Origin of the sequence: Acinetobacter sp. YH12086, assembly GCF_013419345.1 — a bacterium.
Lineage (GTDB): Bacteria > Pseudomonadota > Gammaproteobacteria > Pseudomonadales > Moraxellaceae > Acinetobacter > Acinetobacter amyesii.
On the sequence record NZ_VPAF01000012.1, the window covers coordinates 1 to 16,195 of the forward strand.

The following is a 16,195-nucleotide window of genomic DNA, read 5'->3' on the forward strand; positions in this document are numbered from 1 at the left end:
ATATTTTAATATTTTAATATTTTAATATTTTAATATTTTAATATTTTAATATTTTAATATTTTAATATTTTAATATTTTAATATTTTAATATTTTAATATTTTAATATTTTAATATTTTAATATTTTAATATTTTTATCAATACATTTAGATTTTAGATCCATCTTTATGCAAGTAATAACAAACACTTATTTATGTGATGTAAGTCACAATAATACCAATGAATGACCAGTCATAATTTCCCCCCATTTTGATGTACCATGATGAAACATAACTATAAATAAAAAAAGGAAATGCTCAAGCATTTCCTTTTTTAAGTCAAACAAAACAGTTTTAGAAGTTTTCAGGGTTCTCCAAACGACGAACTTCTTGCACTTTTTCTGGGTTATGTACAGCAGCAACACCATCATCCGCTTTGGTATCTATTAACGCTTCTGGGTTATAAACCGTAATGGTTTCATTACCATGGATATCTTCACCCACAATATATTGGAAGCCCTTTTTATTCATTTTATGGCACATTCTTTGGTACCAACCTTTAAAGCCTTTGGTTTCTTCATTGGGATTGTAATAAAAAGCATTCATCACAGCAGGTAAACCTAGACCACACACGAGCCCCGACATTAATACCGCAATAAATGTATATCCAATCAAAATACTACTGTATTCACTGAGTTCAGGAATATTGGCAACAGCGAGGATCAAAGCCAATGAAATGCCTCCACGAACCCCACCCCAGGATAAAATCGCAAGACTACCGTTATAGCTTTTTTTACGGAAACTCGGGAAAAATGCGAAAGATAAATAGTTTGCTGCAAAGCGCGATGCATGCAAAATAATAAACGCCACCATGCCGCCTAAAATCAAGCTAAGACTTAAATCTAAGATAAATAACTCAAGACCGATCAGGGTAAATAAAAAGGAATTGATGATTCCTTCCACGGTATGCCAGAAATGATTCACTTCCCTGATTTCTCGCTCTTGAAGAATTTCTTTCCATTTATTCCCAACGATCAAACCACCAATAACACATGCGATTGGTGCAGATGCATGTGCGAATAAAGCGACTAGATAAGAACCACTTGCCAACAACGCTGTGGTTAAAATCAAGGATTCCATTTCATGTTTACCACGGAGTAAACGTAATATTCCTAAACCAAATGCCCAACCAATGATGACTGCGACAACAATTTCATATAACAGCGTTTCAAGCGTACCAATGACGGTAAAATGCTCACCTTGCAAGACATTGAGTAAGGTCATAAACACGGCAATACACATGGCATCATTAAAGAGCGATTCGCCTTCTAATTTCACCATCAAATGATGTGGCGCACGTACAGAACTTAATACACCTTTAACCCCAATTGGGTCAGTCGCACCTAAAGCAGCGCCTAATAATAACAACACCAATAAATCAACATGATGACCAATTAAGAACTGATAACCATATAAAGCAACACCAAAAAACACCGCACAAAGCACCAAGGCAATACTGGCTAAAATACTGATAGGCTTCCAATGCAAACGTAAATCTGAAACTTTAAATTTCAAGGCAGATGAGGTCAAAATAAAACAAATCACGCCATTAATTAAAAAGTCATAAAAGTCGATATGACGAACGGCCTCTTCAATATTGTGCAAATTAATCGTCACAAATTGATTGCCATTGAGCAGGCTTGCGCCCCATTGCAAAATAAAGACAAAAATTGCAGAAACAATGGGAACACCTATGGCTTGTGGAAAGCCCAAGATACGTTTATTAAAAATCGTGGTTGCAATCGAAAGTGCAAAAATAACGGTAAAAACCTGTAGAAAAAAATAATTTCCCATTTCGTTCCCAATTTTGGTGCTGTGTCGCCTACAGAGTGAGATATAGGTATTTTGAAAATAAATACCAAATTATTTAGTATTTAAAAATAAAATATTCTAACGAATTTTATCTAAATTCCGTGTATCAATTCAGTTTTTTTCACATCTTTTATCAAGATCATTTAACATAGCAAGCCTGCATAGATTTTATGCATTTTCATCATCTACATGATTTCTCCTATGCATCAGACTATTAAAACTGTTTTTCGACTCTTTTTTGCTGCTGTGATTTTTATCATTACTGCGGCCCTGATCCTCACTTGCTATAGCAAGTCACAGGAAATTTTACGTGCTGAGCACTATTTTAGTCAGGCAAAAACGATCTCACTGGATTCAACACCCAAAGAACAATTGGTTTTGGTCTCCAATAATGAATCACCAGATCGTGCGATTTTTATCATGCTGGCGAATAATGGTTATCTTGCCAAACTGAATTGTGAAAACTATGCACAAGATATTTGTCTCGATGAATTTAATCAGCAACACACCCGACAAATTCAACACCTCGATTTACTAAAAATCGGACAATTTCAATATATCCAAAATGTGAGTTTCACCAATAGCCGCACTGGACAAAAAAAACAATTACGCTATAGCGATGCCCAGTTAAAACAGTTCTATCAAAACGATATTTCAAGCCTTAAATATACAGTTTTTGGCGTGGCTTTATTTGCATTTGCCGCCTTGTATGTGAGCTATCGTATTGTTCGAAACTTTAGATCATTTCTCAATAAATAAGCTTCAATCTATTTTTCAATGAAAAAAAAGAGGATGTTTTGCATCCTCTTTTTTGTTTTAAATGGCTTGATTAAAGGTATCACAGCTATTGATATTGCCTGATTTCAACCCTGTCTGGAACCATTTCATACGTTGTTCACTAGTGCCGTGCGTGAAGCTATCTGGGACCACTTGCCCTGTTGCACTTTTCTGTAAATAGTCATCACCAATCTTATGTGCAGCGTCCATCGCTTCTTCTACATCACCCTGCTCTAAAAATTGGGTACGCTGTTGATTATGATGCGCCCAAATACCCGCAAAACAGTCTGCTTGCAGTTCTTGCATAACCGAATAACGATTACCCTCAGCTTTAGATGCTTGCGCACGGGCCTGCTGGACTTGCTCAGAAATGCCTAAAATCGTTTGGATATGATGTCCAACTTCATGGGCAACCACATAGGCTTGCGCAAAATCACCCGCCTGATCTTGGCGACTCAATTCTGTTTGATTTTGTTCACCCGTGATGCCCATTTGCGTACGCATATCTTTAAAGAATGCAGTATCAATATAGACCTTCTGATCTGCTGGGCAATAAAAAGGCCCCATTGCCGCTTGTGCTGTACCACAACCTGAATTGACCACACCATTAAACATAACCAATTTAGGCGCTTTATACTGAGCATTTAACTGTTCTTGAAAGACTGTATTCCACGTATCTTCCGTATCGGCCAAAACAGTGCCAACAAAATCCATCGCTTCTTGTTGTTCCGGTGTTGGATTATCCAGACCTTTGACTTCAGCCGTTTGACCCTGTGAAGTCACTTGTTTGGTCGCCTGATAAGCTTGCTGCGGATCTACACCAAAAAATTTCCACGCAACAAATGCCACAACTAAACCGAGAATACTAATACCACCCGCTTTTGCACCGCCACCACCGCGACGGTCTTCTACGTTTGAACTAACTCTTCGACCTTTCCAGCGCATAGTGATCTTCCTTATATAAAATAGTTGATATCCGTGTGTTTACAGATTAATCCTTTTGCGACTTTGGCCATACTTTTTGAACTAAAAATACAACGCACAGCACGATTAAACCTGCAATAAAACCTGTCACTAAATTAATTAAAGTCGGTGTTAATGCACCCACAATACTGCCAACTGTAGGAATATGTTCTGCATAATCTACAGAGCCTTCAATAAAATGGTGTAGCAAAGGCACACCATGGGTAATGATGCCACCACCCACTAAAAACATGGCAATCGTACCGACAATGGTCAATGTCTTCATCAACTTAGGTGCAAATGCTAACAAACCTTGTCCAACGGTCTTTTTAAATTGTGATGCTTGTTGAGTGAGATAAAGTCCTAAGTCATCAATTTTGACAATCATCGCGACAAAACCATAAACACCAACAGTCATTAAAATTGCAATCACTGAAAGCACCATGACCTTGGTCCCAAATGCCGCAGTCGCAACCGTACCTAATGAAATCACCACAATTTCAGCAGATAAAATAAAATCGGTACGGATGGCTCCTTTAACTTTTTCTTTCTCAAAAGTCACCAAATCCGTTTCAATATGGGTCATCTCTTCACGAGCAACTTCTTCTGTTTTGGCTTTTTTATGATGCAAACTATGCAGGACTTTTTCCACACCCTCATAGCATAAGAACAAACCACCAATCATCAAAAGCGGTGTAATCAACCAAGGTGCAACCACACTAATCAATAAGGCAGCCGGAACCAAAATTAATTTATTAACAAAAGAACCTTTGGCCACAGACCAAACAACTGGAAGTTCACGATCCGAACGGACACCACTGACTTGTTGCGCATTCAGTGCTAAATCATCTCCAAGGACACCCGCTGTTTTTTTGGCTGCCATCTTACTCATGACAGCAACGTCATCCAGCACAGTTGCAATATCATCAAGTAAGATTAATAAGCTACTCGCCATTATTTTTATCCTTTAGGCATTTTTTATTATTCTAATTCTATTTAACACTAAAATTGTATTTAGTTTTTTAATAATTAACAAAATATTCACCCATTTTTCAGTCAATTGTGCTGTGTCAGTAACAATCAAAAATAGAATGCCGTACAATGGGGACATTCTTTGAAAATCAACCGTAGCTTTGACTACCACTTTGGAACAGATAATGAGTACTCAAGATAATCGTCCAGTGATTTTGACTGGCGACCGTCCGACTGGACAATTACATTTAGGTCATTTTGTAGGTTCTTTACGATCACGTGTAGGTTTACAAGATTCGCATCATCAACATCTTCTTTTAGCTGATGCTCAAGCCTTAACTGATAATGCCGATAACTTCGAAAAAGTTCGTCGCAATATTATTGAAGTCGCAACCGATTATCTTGCTGTAGGAATTGACCCAACTAAAACCACGATTTGCGTTCAATCATGCTTACCTGCATTGAATGAATTGACCATGTTGTATTTGAACTTTGTGACGGTTTCTCGCTTAGAGCGTAATCCAACCATCAAATCTGAGATTCAAATGCGTGGATTTGAGCGTGACATTCCTGCAGGTTTCTTATGCTATCCAGTGGCTCAAGCTGCCGATATTACAGCGTTTAAAGCATCTGTCGTTCCGGTGGGCGAAGACCAAATTCCAATGATTGAACAAACCAATGAAATTGTTCGTCGTTTAAACCGTCAAATTGGTCGTGACGTACTTCCTGAATGTAAAGCTTTACTCTCTAATGTCGGCCGCTTGCCAGGTTTTGACGGTAAAGCAAAAATGTCTAAATCTTTGGGCAATACTATTGTGCTTGACGCGACTGATAAAGATATCAAGAAAGCTGTTAATGCAATGTATACCGACCCAAATCATTTACGTATTGAAGATCCGGGTCAAGTGGAAGGTAACGTCGTATTTACTTACCTTGATGCATTCGATCCAGATAAAGAAGCTGTTGCAGAATTAAAAGAACACTATCGTCGTGGTGGCTTAGGCGATGGTACTGTGAAAAAGCGTCTTGAAGGTGTACTAAAAGAGCTGATCGGCCCGATCCGTGAACGCCGTTTAGAATTGCAAAAAGATCCTGACTACATCATGGATATTTTAAAAACCGGTACCGATAAATGCCGTGATATTACCCAACAAACGTTAGACGAAATTAAATCTGGACTGGGTGTATTCCACTTCTAAATTTAAAAAATTCTATAAAATTAAGCCTTTCCAATGTGAAAGGCTTTTTTATAGGCACTTTTTGTGAAGGTATTCACAAAATCTCCTTAGTTTTAACGTTAGGTAACATCACTTAACGTGAACACCAATGAAATGACTGACCGTTCACTCTATTATCTATTTATGTTTTAGGAATACCTAAATTCATAACATTTCTCCTTTACCGAACCTGTGAAAACAGATTCGTTGTTATACGCAATGAACACCCCAATCATTGCGTATTTTTTTGTCTGAAAATTAGCAATAACCAATATCAAAAAGTCCGCTATAAGCGGACTTTTCAATTAATACATCATTTTAAAAATGAATATAAATTAGTAATGAAATAAACGTTTATCTAATGGTAGTTCAATTCCAATTGACGCTCCACCATCATTACCATTTAAATCCGAGTCACTCACCCAACCATTAATTTTTAAAGGTATATCTGGACGTAAATAATGTGTCCAAGTCAAGTCTAGAGCTTTCAATTCATCTTTTTCAGGAAATGCTGCGTTATTCAAAGCTGCACGCTCTGTTTCAGAAACTTTTGCAAAAAGTACACGACCATTTAGACGATTTAATGGATCAATACGTATATTCCCACCCACTGAAACCATTTGAGCATCACCACCTAAGGCATGACCAAGTGGATAGCCATGCTGATAGTATCCATCTGTGTAAATAGAGTGATTGTATGAAATGCCTTTGGCATCACCATTAGTTCGAGTATCAACCCATTCAGTATACAGTTGATAAGGCATATTATTTACACTTGAAGAATAATCAACACCTGCAAGATACATGCTTTTTGCCGGTAAACCACCTGCTTCATCTTCACCAATATATTGGCCGTAAAGACTAACTGGAACTTGCACAAGTGGTTGTAAATTCAAACGCGCATCAAAACCCGCGACTTGATTTGATGGATCAGCCTTACCTGTTCCACCATTATCTTTATTACCAATAAAGGCATCCCAAAGTGAACTAAAACTTTCGGGACGACCTTCGCCACCCCATTGTATAGAACGTGATGCTCCCAATTCCAAATATGGAGTAGGTTGTGCAGTTAGTCGAAGTCCAATGAGTTTTGCATCTGGGATAGCAGAATAATCATCTAACTGTCCAGCAAAAGCTTGATACTGCCAAGGGCCGATCCATGATAGCCATGGTGTTTCAAAAGCATTCTGTTGTGCACGCTGTGCAGTAACACCGTACACAGGACGACTCGCATCACCACGGATTAAACTACCATCATGACCAGGCCCCCAATAAGTCGGAATCTGACCTGCAATTAACCATTGGTTCCAAAGCTTCCCGGCAATGTATGAGCCTTCCACATTTACATCTTGATCATTATTAATTTGCTGTTTATCTTCAGCATTTACACGTAAACGACCATCCCAATTTTCACCACCAACGTTGAGTTCAAGTGCACCTTGATATTGCGCTTTTTGATGATCACCAAAATTTTGCGGTAAATTATTTTTATCTGACTCTGCAAACAATTCTGCTTTTAATAATGCATTTTCGGCAGTCAATTTATTTTGAATACTTTGTAATACTTTTTGTTGTACAGGTGTCATCACTTTTGCAGAAGTTAAAGCTCGCTGTATTTCATCACCACTCATTGGCCATGTTGAGGTACTAATTTGAATAACGCCTTGCTGATTCAACCAATTCAAATCTGCGCGTAACTCTTCATTATTTAATACAATCCCCTGAGCAAAAACAGGAACTGATAATCCAAACAGTACAGCAGCATAGAGTGACTTTCTAAAATACATGCTCTTTTTCTCAAGTTTAATTCACAGCCCACCTTAGATTTTTCAACTCATTTATTCAAGGGCGAAACTGTATCTCCTTTCATTTTTTTTCATCATTTCGGTAAAGATGTCCAATAAAAATACAAAATAAAAAACCCGCATTAAGCGGGTTTTTTATTTCAAAAACTAAATTAGTTTTTATGACGCATATGTGGGAACAAGATCACTTCACGGATACTTGCAGCATTTGCAAACAACATCACCAAACGGTCAATACCGATACCCTCACCCGCTGTAGGAGGTAAGCCGTATTCCAATGCTTCAATGAAGTCTGCATCGTAATGCATTGCTTCATCATCACCTGCATCTTTTTCGGCAACTTGGGCTTGGAAACGTTCAGCTTGGTCAATCGGATCATTTAACTCTGAGAAACCATTTGCCAACTCACGACCACCGATGAAGAATTCAAAACGGTCCGTAATATGTGGATTTTCATCATTACGACGTGCCAATGGTGAAGTTTCCGCTGGGTATTCTGTGATGAATGTCGGTTGACGAAGTTCTGTTTCAACAGTTTCTTCAAATACGATGGTTTGAAGTTTGCCTAAACCAAAACCAGGTTTTACTTGCTCTTTCAGTTCATTTTTAACGAAGTTTGCAAGGAACTCACGATCAGATACATTTTCAGCAGTGAACGTTGGGTTATGTTCAAGAATCGCATCAAACATCGAAATTTTCTTGAATGGACCTTTGAAACTATACACTTCATCACCATAAGGCACATCAGTCGAACCTAATATGTCAATGGCCAATTTTTCAAGCATATTTTCTGTCAAAGCCATCAGGTCTTTGTAGTCTGCATATGCTTGGTAGAATTCAATCATGGTGAATTCTGGATTATGACGTGTTGATACACCCTCGTTACGGAAGTTACGGTTAATTTCGAACACGCGCTCAAAACCACCAACGACCAAACGTTTTAAGTAAAGCTCAGGCGCAATACGTAAAAATAAAGGCATATCTAATGCGTTGTGGTGAGTTTCGAATGGACGCGCAGATGCACCACCCGGAATCACATGCATCATTGGTGTTTCAACTTCCATGAAACGCTCATTGCTCAAATATGAACGAATACCTGACACCACTTTTGCACGAATTTCAAAAGTTTTACGTGTTTCTTCGTTCATGATGAGGTCTAAATAACGCTTACGGTATTTAACTTCAGTATCAGTCAAACCATGGAATTTGTCTGGAAGTGGACGGAGTGATTTGGTTAAAAGCTCAAAATGTTCAATATGAACATAAAGGTCACCTTTACCAGAACGACCAATATAACCTTCAATGGCAATAATATCGCCCAAATCGAGTGCTTTAATAGTTGCAAGAACATCAGCATCCAACTCTTTACGTGGTACATAAAGTTGGATACGACCAGTCATATCTTGGATTACGATGAATGAACCACGGTTCAACATCACACGACCAGCAACTTTTACATAAACCTTTTCGCCTGATTCAATTTCTTCTTTTGATTTTTCAGCGAATTGATCTTGTAGGTCTTGTGCATAGTGTTCACGCTTAAATGTGTTAGGCCACGGGCTAACACCTGTTTCCTTGGCGTGCTCTTTGATGTGCTCTAACTTGGCATGACGCTGTGCAATTAAATCGTTTTCGGAAATGGCTTGTTCAGAAGTCGATTGAGCGTTATGTTGCGTCATCTCTGTCTCAAATAGTTAAAAAACGGAAGTTGTATAGCATAGCAGATTTCCTTTGAATTGAGCAGTAAGCAATGCGCGCATTTTTTTAATAAGTAGAAATTTATCGAAGTAAGATGTTTTAATCGTTATACCTTCAGGTAGACATAGAACATACCTTACAGATGTGCAGTAGATAAAAATTAAATACTCAAGCTCGAAAACCTACATTTTAATGATATCAGATGATAACCAAAAGCTTTAAAAATACTTATAATTATCAATATATTAAAATATATATCAATAACTTAATTCAACCTATTAATCTATTTTCTTTAAGACTAAAGTCTTTTAAATGCCTATAAATTAGACCAAAAGCTAAATTCTCTTTTTGACAATTCTCTCTACAATGAAGTCATAAAATTGTTGAAAAATAAAATATTCAACACATCCAAAATGTCTGAAAACAGTGTGTAGAAAAACAATGACTTCCTGCTTATCGAAAATTCTGTTTTTACATGGATTGGATTCTTCCCGTGAATCTACGAAGTTCCATGCCATCAATGCAAAACAAAAATTCTGCATTGAAGTGGACTATCGCAACTTAAATTTTCAAACTGTTGCGGACTTTTACCACGAGAGTATTGAAACCATTAAGCCCGATATCATCGTCGGTCATAGTCTCGGGGCATACTGGGCTTTGAAAATGTCGCTGTTTCATCGCATTCCTTGTGTGATTGCTAACCCGAGTCTGCATCCAGACTTTCGTGACGACTACCCTGCAATCAATGAAATGGATTTGGATAACGATATTCCACAAATTGCATATATCGAACGTGGCGATGAAATCTTGGATATGTATGAGGCAGAAAAACAACTCGAAGACTATATGCAGGTTCAAGTCATGGATGGCGGACATCATCGCCTTCAATGCCCTGAAAATATTAATGATTTAATTCAACATCTCGAATTAAATTACTTAAAAAAATAAATCATAATATTAATATTAACCTTAAGCAGCAACGTCGCTTTTATCAGACATAAAAAAGCCTTGTCATAGACAAGGCTTTTTACATTTTAAAACTGACGCTTAAGCTGCATCTGCTTCAGGACGTGTTTTATCATCTAAAACAGACCAAATATTTAGTCCTAAATCTTTATGCAAGTCAGGCAAATCTAAGAAAATGCTTGCGCCTAAAACTTGGTGTTTACATTTTTCAGCCAATTGTTTCACTGCACGAAGCGTACCGCCCGTCGCCAATACGTCATCCACAATAATTACTTTTTGTGATTCGATTTCAGCTGACATTTCAAGACGATCTAAACCGTATTCAAGGCTATAACCAACACCGACAACAGGTGGTGGTAATTTTCCGGCTTTACGTACCAACACCAAACCTTTGCCTGTACGCTGAGCAAGTAAGCTTGCCAAAACAAAACCACGCGCTTCAACTGCAATAAAGCTATCTACTTCTGCCAATTGCTCAGCTGGAATACTTGCAATTAGGGCATCAGTTAACGATTCGATGTTATTCATAAATAACGGCGTAAGGTCAAAGAAGCAAATTCCTGGTTTTGGGAAATCTTGGACAGTACGAATGTTAGACCACAATGCCGCAGCAGTAGAATTACTCATAATAGGAGAAAATAAATTAAGGAAGGAATGTGTGAATTTTAACGCGATTTGAGAGAAAAGAACAGCTAACCCCCGACTAAAATGCATATTTAAGATACAGCAAATTTACATAAGTTATTGATTATTAATATTGTATTTATTTAAAAAATATCAAATATATATTTTTCTAATCATAAAATAAAAGATTTTAGAGTTTTTTTCTGCAAGACTTTAGTCTATGAATATAGAAAAAGCGGTATTTAGAACCCAATTCACGGAAATGAATTCCAATATAGCTTTCAATAGGCATAAATATTGTCAGACAATTTTTCCCAGATCTGGGGTTTTGATGATATTTATTGTCCCTCACTGCCATTCTGCTTTTAATTTCACTCATTAAACTCTTAGCCACTTTACTTTATCGTTAGAACTGCGTAAAAATTTAACATAAGAGTCTACTGTATAAAGCTAATTAACCTTAAGGTATAAACTTATACAGTTATGAAGTATTTACTGACTTAATTTTGTGTCAGTTTTTGGAGAATGGAATGAAAAAGTATCAGTGCATCGTTTGTGGATGGATTTATGACGAAGCAGAAGGCTGGCCACAAGACGGTATCGTGGCAGGAACGAAATGGGAAGATATCCCAGATGATTGGACTTGCCCAGACTGTGGCGTCTCAAAAGTAGATTTTGAAATGGTTGAAATCTAATAAATAGAATCTAAGGCCATCATCGTTATGGTCTTTTTTTTGTCTTTAAAAAATATGAAATGTGTTTGGAGTTGAGTATGCACCCTATTGTCATTATTGGTTCTGGTATGGCGGGATATGCCGTTGCACGTGAATTTCGAAAGTTAAATACTGAACTAGAACTTATTATGATCTGTGCGGATGATGCCATTAACTACGCTAAACCGACATTATCCAATGCGCTCGTTGGTAATAAAACTCCTGAGCAAATCCCTCTAGGGGATGCCGAAAAAATGTCGGCTCAACTCAATCTGCAAATCATCAATAAGAGTTGGGTTAAATCCATTGATGCAGCAAAACATGAGCTTACTATTGAAAGCCAAAATGGAACTCAAACACAACTATATTCAAAACTCGTTTTAGCAGTCGGCGCAAATCCAATTCGCTTAGCTATTTCGGGTGATGGCAGTGAAGACATTCACGTCGTCAACAATTTAGATCACTACAAAGCTTTCCGTAAACAGCTTGCAGCACGTGAAGATAAACGTGTGGTGATTTTAGGGGCAGGCTTGATTGGCTGTGAATTTGCCAACGACCTCCAAAATACTGGGGCGAAAGTATCGGTGGTCGATTTAGCTCCGCAACCTTTGGGTCGCCTACTGCCGTCTCATGTTGCCGCTAAATTCCAAAGCAATTTAGAAGAAACGGGTATTCAATTCGTTTTAGGTACGACAGTCGACAAAGTGTCACGTATTGAAAATGGTGACTATCAAGTAAGCCTTGCAAATGGTCAAAGCTTAGTGGCAGATGTTGTGTTGTCTGCGATTGGTCTACAGCCTGAGATTAACTTAGCAAAACAAGCCGGCATTCACACCAGTCGTGGCGTATTAACCAATAAAAGCTTAGAAACCAACTTGGCAGATATCTATGCTGTCGGTGACTGTGCTGAAGTCAATGGTACCCTTCTGCCATACGTGATGCCAATCATGCAACAAGCGCGTGCTTTGGCAAAAACCCTCAATGGCGAACATACCGCAGTGCATTATCCTGCCATGCCTGTAGCTGTTAAAACACCTGCTGCACCTTTAACTGTCCTTCCTGCGCCAATTGATGTAGAAACCCAATGGGAAACAGAAGAGCTTGAAGATGGCATGATTGCCCGTGCGATCGATCAAGATGGCGTATTACGTGGATTTGTACTGCTCGGTGCAACTGCTGGGAAGCAACGCTTAACTTTGACTAAGCAGGTTCCGGACTTGATTCCTGCTTCAGTTTAAGGTTTAAATACAAGGACGTCCTGATAATAATAGACGTCCTTTTTAAAGGAAAATAACAATGAATAGTGCCCTTCAGTTTAATATTTCACCTTATGCCTCTTTTATGCATGAAACTCGCGTAGAGTTAGGCAATGGCATTGAACTTCATGTCGAGGTGGGTGGTCATCCTGAAGATCCTGCAATCTTATTGATTATGGGACTCGGCGCACAAATGTTGTATTGGCCCGATTTCTTTTGTAAGTCCCTAATAGATCAAGGTTACCGAGTTATTCGCTTTGATAATCGTGATATTGGTCTATCTAGTAAAATTCGTAACCCAGGTCCACGTCTCAATACCTTTAAATTGATGGGACGTTTTGCCTTAGGTCTAGAGAATCAAGGTGCGCCCTATGACCTCTACGATATGGCAGACGATGTTGCACTGTTAATTGATCGTATGGGACTTGATAAAGTCCATATTTTAGGCGCTTCAATGGGCGGCATGATCGCTCAAATCGTGGCAGCACGCTATCCAGACAAAGTGCACAACTTAAGCTTGCTTTTTACCAGTAACATCCAACCCTTACTTCCACCGCCATTTCCAAAGCAATTATTTAGTCTAATTGAAAAACCTGAATCTAACGATGAAGATGGCATTATTAACCATAGCCTGAAAGTTTTTAATATTATAGGCTCTCCAGGCTATATTAATCAGCTTGAAGCAATACAAACTGCACGTAAACTCTATAAGCGGAGTTATTACCCAGCGGGTGTACTTCAACAGTTTTTAGCAATATTATGTACAGGTTCCCTGCTGCAGTTGGATAAACAAATTCAGCATAAAACCATTGTGGTTCATGGAGCTCGTGACCGTTTGCTGCCGCCAAGCCATGGTAAGGCCGTTGCAAAGGCTATTTCAGGTGCTAAATTTGAATTAATTGATGGAATGGGGCATGATATCCCACCGCATTTTATTCCATATCTTAGCGGTTTGTTTGCTGATCACTTTAAATCATAAATTAGGACACTATGGCTGCATTACCATCCTTAAGACAGCTGTCATATCTAGTAACACTGTCAGAAACGCTACACTTTACTGAAGCTGCGCGTCGTTCTTTTGTCACCCAGTCTACTTTGTCTGGCGGGATCATGGAACTTGAGCGTTTACTAGGTGGCGTATTGGTAGAACGCGACCGTCAAAACGTGCGTTTAACTCCTCTTGGCGAACAAGTTGTCGGACGAGCCCGAGTTCTATTGGCAGATGCGCAAGACCTAATGCGTTTAAGTCGTGAAATGAGCGAACCTCTAACGGGTGATTTACATCTAGGGGTCATTCCGACCATTGCGCCTTTCCTTCTTGCACCTTTACTTGATGAAGTGCATAAGCAGTTACCTAAAATTCAATTGCATTTACATGAAGCGCAAAGTGAAAAAATTGTTGAGAAACTCGAGCACGGTAATCTAGATATCGTATTACTTGCTCTTCCTTTCGATACACGTAGCTTGAAAGTTGCAGAAGTAAACAAAGAAAAATTGTTCTTGGTGTACAACAAAGCTGATCAAAATGCAGCTCAAGCAAAATCATTAGACGACTTAGATTTATCTCGTTTAATGTTGCTTGAAGAAGGCCATTGCTTACGTGATCATGCTTTGAGTGCTTGTCCGATTGGTGAACGTAAAAATGACCATCGATTAAAAGCAAGCTCATTGCCAACTTTGGTTGAAATGGTTTCCGCAGATTTAGGCTTTACCTTATTGCCTGAAATTGCAGTTCATACCAATATGATCAAAGCCAATGAAGATTTGGCTGTGAAAGAAATTGAAGCAAGTCCTACACGCACATTGGCATTGGTAACACGTAAGAGTACACCGCTTCAAAGTGAATTTGATGTATTGCTTCAAATCTTGCAGAAAATCACTAACAATCTGCACTAACTAATCAGTGTGAAAATTAAAGAGAGCCCTGTGCTCTCTTTTTTATTTGGCAGAAATGAATAATGCAGAAGTAATAATATTGAGATGAGTTTACAATTGAAAATGAAAAATACATTCTCTAGAAAAAAGAAAAGGCTAACCCAAATAGGTAGCCTGATAAGGTAATATATGACTTGATGTATATCTCAATTCATCGCCTCGACAATATCTTCACACTAGCCAGATAAGTAAGAAGATAAATACATCTTAGTAAAATATAACTTTCGTTAAAATCACTAGTTTCAGGTATTTTAGATAAAGTATGTCTGATTCATTTTCAAACGGCTTTTTTTATAATAGTATTTTTGTGCTATAAAATAAACATAGATGAGAAATAAATCACATTATTTTGAAAATTTATTAATATTTATATTTAAAATAACTAAGCAATAAATCAATATTAACTCACAACATAAACAGTTCAATTTATCAGTTGTTAAAATACAGCTTTCATATTTAAATTATTGCTTTTTCAATCCATACCCAATCTTGACTATTATTTAACCAGATATTATAAAATTAAAAACGAAAAAACTATAAATCTTTGCATTCAATATAATGAAAAACACAAAAAACCATACATTAATTAAATTCTATTATATCACATTAACTTAATTATACTTTGATATATAAATCACTACTTCTAGGTATATTTTTCTAATTCACTTTCATGCACATTATGGAAATGCAATTTGATTAAAAATAATAAATGAGCGAAATGTATGATGAGTGAATTTTTATTACCAGTACCCGTTTTGATCATTGATCATCAAGCAATGACTTCAAAAACAGTGCTGTTTAACATCTTAGAAAACCTCGGTTATCCTGAAGATCTCATCACATTTACAGAAAACTTAGCAGATGCAGAACAACAAATTTTCAATCAATTACCCAATTTAATTTTTTTTGTGATCACTCAGCAGTCTGATCTCTCTTTCATCCATAAAATCAAAAAGATTTATCCTTCGAGTAATCTCATCATTTTAGTCAATGAACAATCTACAGATTTAACCTTACATGCCATTCAGTTAGGTGCAACCGCCTATATGTTGATTCAACAACCGATGGAAGATACCTACAACCAACTGAAAACCATTTTAAGAGGTGGCGCTGCATTGCATCCCAGTTTTGCTAAATTTTTATTGAGTGAAACTTTTAGTCCGCAAAATGCAGCACCTAAACAGCTCAGTCTGAATCCAGCTGAATACCAAATTTTAGATATGGTCAGCCATAGCGCGACTCAAGAGCAGATGGTCCGTGAGTTAAAACTTTCAACGTATCAAATTGATGGTTTTGTTAAAAATATCTACCGAAAAATTTGTAGCTACAGCTAAATTTAGCTGAGATAAACGATTCAAAAACAATCTAGAAAATTTAAAAAAAAATAAAGGGAGCATTGTTCCCTCTTACTTTTCTAAC

The 16,195-nt window shown here is 37.6% G+C and carries 14 protein-coding genes; 8 read left to right on the forward strand and 6 right to left on the reverse strand.

Annotated elements, in window-relative coordinates:
* Positions 1-332: 332 nt before the first annotated feature.
* Positions 333-1,832 carry a sodium:proton antiporter gene (locus tag FTU29_RS12585; protein WP_111884425.1) on the reverse strand — a complete coding sequence of 500 codons (1,500 nt, stop codon included), beginning with the start codon at positions 1,830-1,832 and terminating at the stop codon, positions 333-335.
* 219 nt (positions 1,833-2,051) lie between these two features.
* Here FTU29_RS12585 and FTU29_RS12590 point away from each other — a divergent pair, with 219 nt between their 5' ends.
* Positions 2,052-2,609: a hypothetical protein gene (locus FTU29_RS12590; RefSeq protein WP_180035352.1), complete on the forward strand. Its 558-nt coding sequence runs from the start codon at positions 2,052-2,054 to the stop codon at positions 2,607-2,609.
* A 57-nt stretch (positions 2,610-2,666) separates the two neighbouring features.
* Here the strand turns inward: FTU29_RS12590 and FTU29_RS12595 are convergent, their stop codons facing one another.
* A complete protein-coding gene (locus FTU29_RS12595; RefSeq protein WP_180042270.1) occupies positions 2,667-3,572 on the reverse strand; it encodes a neutral zinc metallopeptidase in 906 nt (301 codons plus the stop codon).
* A 46-nt stretch (positions 3,573-3,618) separates the two neighbouring features.
* Positions 3,619-4,545, reverse strand: coding sequence for a DUF808 domain-containing protein (locus FTU29_RS12600; protein ID WP_180035351.1), 927 nt, complete (start codon positions 4,543-4,545; stop codon positions 3,619-3,621).
* A 202-nt stretch (positions 4,546-4,747) separates the two neighbouring features.
* Between FTU29_RS12600 and trpS the strand changes: the two genes are divergently transcribed.
* Entirely contained in the window at positions 4,748-5,761 is a 1,014-nt protein-coding gene (trpS, locus tag FTU29_RS12605; RefSeq protein ID WP_168379231.1) for a tryptophan--tRNA ligase, read from the forward strand.
* Between the two features lie 353 nt (positions 5,762-6,114).
* Here the strand turns inward: trpS and FTU29_RS12610 are convergent, their stop codons facing one another.
* Both FTU29_RS12610 and lysS read right to left on the reverse strand, forming a co-directional pair.
* Positions 6,115-7,566, reverse strand: a complete 1,452-nt coding sequence (locus FTU29_RS12610; RefSeq protein ID WP_180122187.1) for a capsule assembly Wzi family protein — start codon at positions 7,564-7,566, stop codon at positions 6,115-6,117.
* Positions 7,567-7,736: 170 nt separating this feature from the next.
* Positions 7,737-9,263 carry a lysine--tRNA ligase gene (lysS, locus tag FTU29_RS12615; RefSeq protein WP_180122188.1) on the reverse strand — a complete coding sequence of 509 codons (1,527 nt, stop codon included), beginning with the start codon at positions 9,261-9,263 and terminating at the stop codon, positions 7,737-7,739.
* Positions 9,264-9,723: 460 nt separating this feature from the next.
* On the opposite strand from lysS, the gene FTU29_RS12620 reads away from it, so the two are divergent.
* Positions 9,724-10,230, forward strand: a complete 507-nt coding sequence (locus tag FTU29_RS12620) for a YqiA/YcfP family alpha/beta fold hydrolase (protein ID WP_180077258.1) — start codon at positions 9,724-9,726, stop codon at positions 10,228-10,230.
* A 99-nt stretch (positions 10,231-10,329) separates the two neighbouring features.
* Here the strand turns inward: FTU29_RS12620 and FTU29_RS12625 are convergent, their stop codons facing one another.
* Positions 10,330-10,875: an adenine phosphoribosyltransferase gene (locus FTU29_RS12625; protein WP_078189930.1), complete on the reverse strand. Its 546-nt coding sequence runs from the start codon at positions 10,873-10,875 to the stop codon at positions 10,330-10,332.
* Positions 10,876-11,402: 527 nt separating this feature from the next.
* Here FTU29_RS12625 and rubA point away from each other — a divergent pair.
* The 5 genes from rubA (at position 11,403) to FTU29_RS12650 (ending at position 16,110) form a co-directional block, all read left to right on the forward strand.
* Positions 11,403-11,567 carry a rubredoxin RubA gene (gene rubA / locus FTU29_RS12630; RefSeq protein ID WP_005179369.1) on the forward strand — a complete coding sequence of 55 codons (165 nt, stop codon included), beginning with the start codon at positions 11,403-11,405 and terminating at the stop codon, positions 11,565-11,567.
* 77 nt (positions 11,568-11,644) lie between these two features.
* Positions 11,645-12,823, forward strand: a complete 1,179-nt coding sequence (locus tag FTU29_RS12635) for an NAD(P)/FAD-dependent oxidoreductase (RefSeq protein WP_180122189.1) — start codon at positions 11,645-11,647, stop codon at positions 12,821-12,823.
* Between the two features lie 58 nt (positions 12,824-12,881).
* Positions 12,882-13,820: an esterase EstB gene (estB, locus tag FTU29_RS12640; protein ID WP_078189932.1), complete on the forward strand. Its 939-nt coding sequence runs from the start codon at positions 12,882-12,884 to the stop codon at positions 13,818-13,820.
* Between the two features lie 11 nt (positions 13,821-13,831).
* Positions 13,832-14,737 (forward strand): LysR family transcriptional regulator OxyR, encoded by a 906-nt coding sequence (gene oxyR / locus FTU29_RS12645; RefSeq protein ID WP_180035348.1) that lies wholly within the window; start codon positions 13,832-13,834, stop codon positions 14,735-14,737.
* A gap of 761 nt (positions 14,738-15,498) precedes the next feature.
* Entirely contained in the window at positions 15,499-16,110 is a 612-nt protein-coding gene (locus FTU29_RS12650; protein ID WP_180122190.1) for a response regulator transcription factor, read from the forward strand.
* The last annotated feature ends 85 nt before the right edge of the window (positions 16,111-16,195 follow it).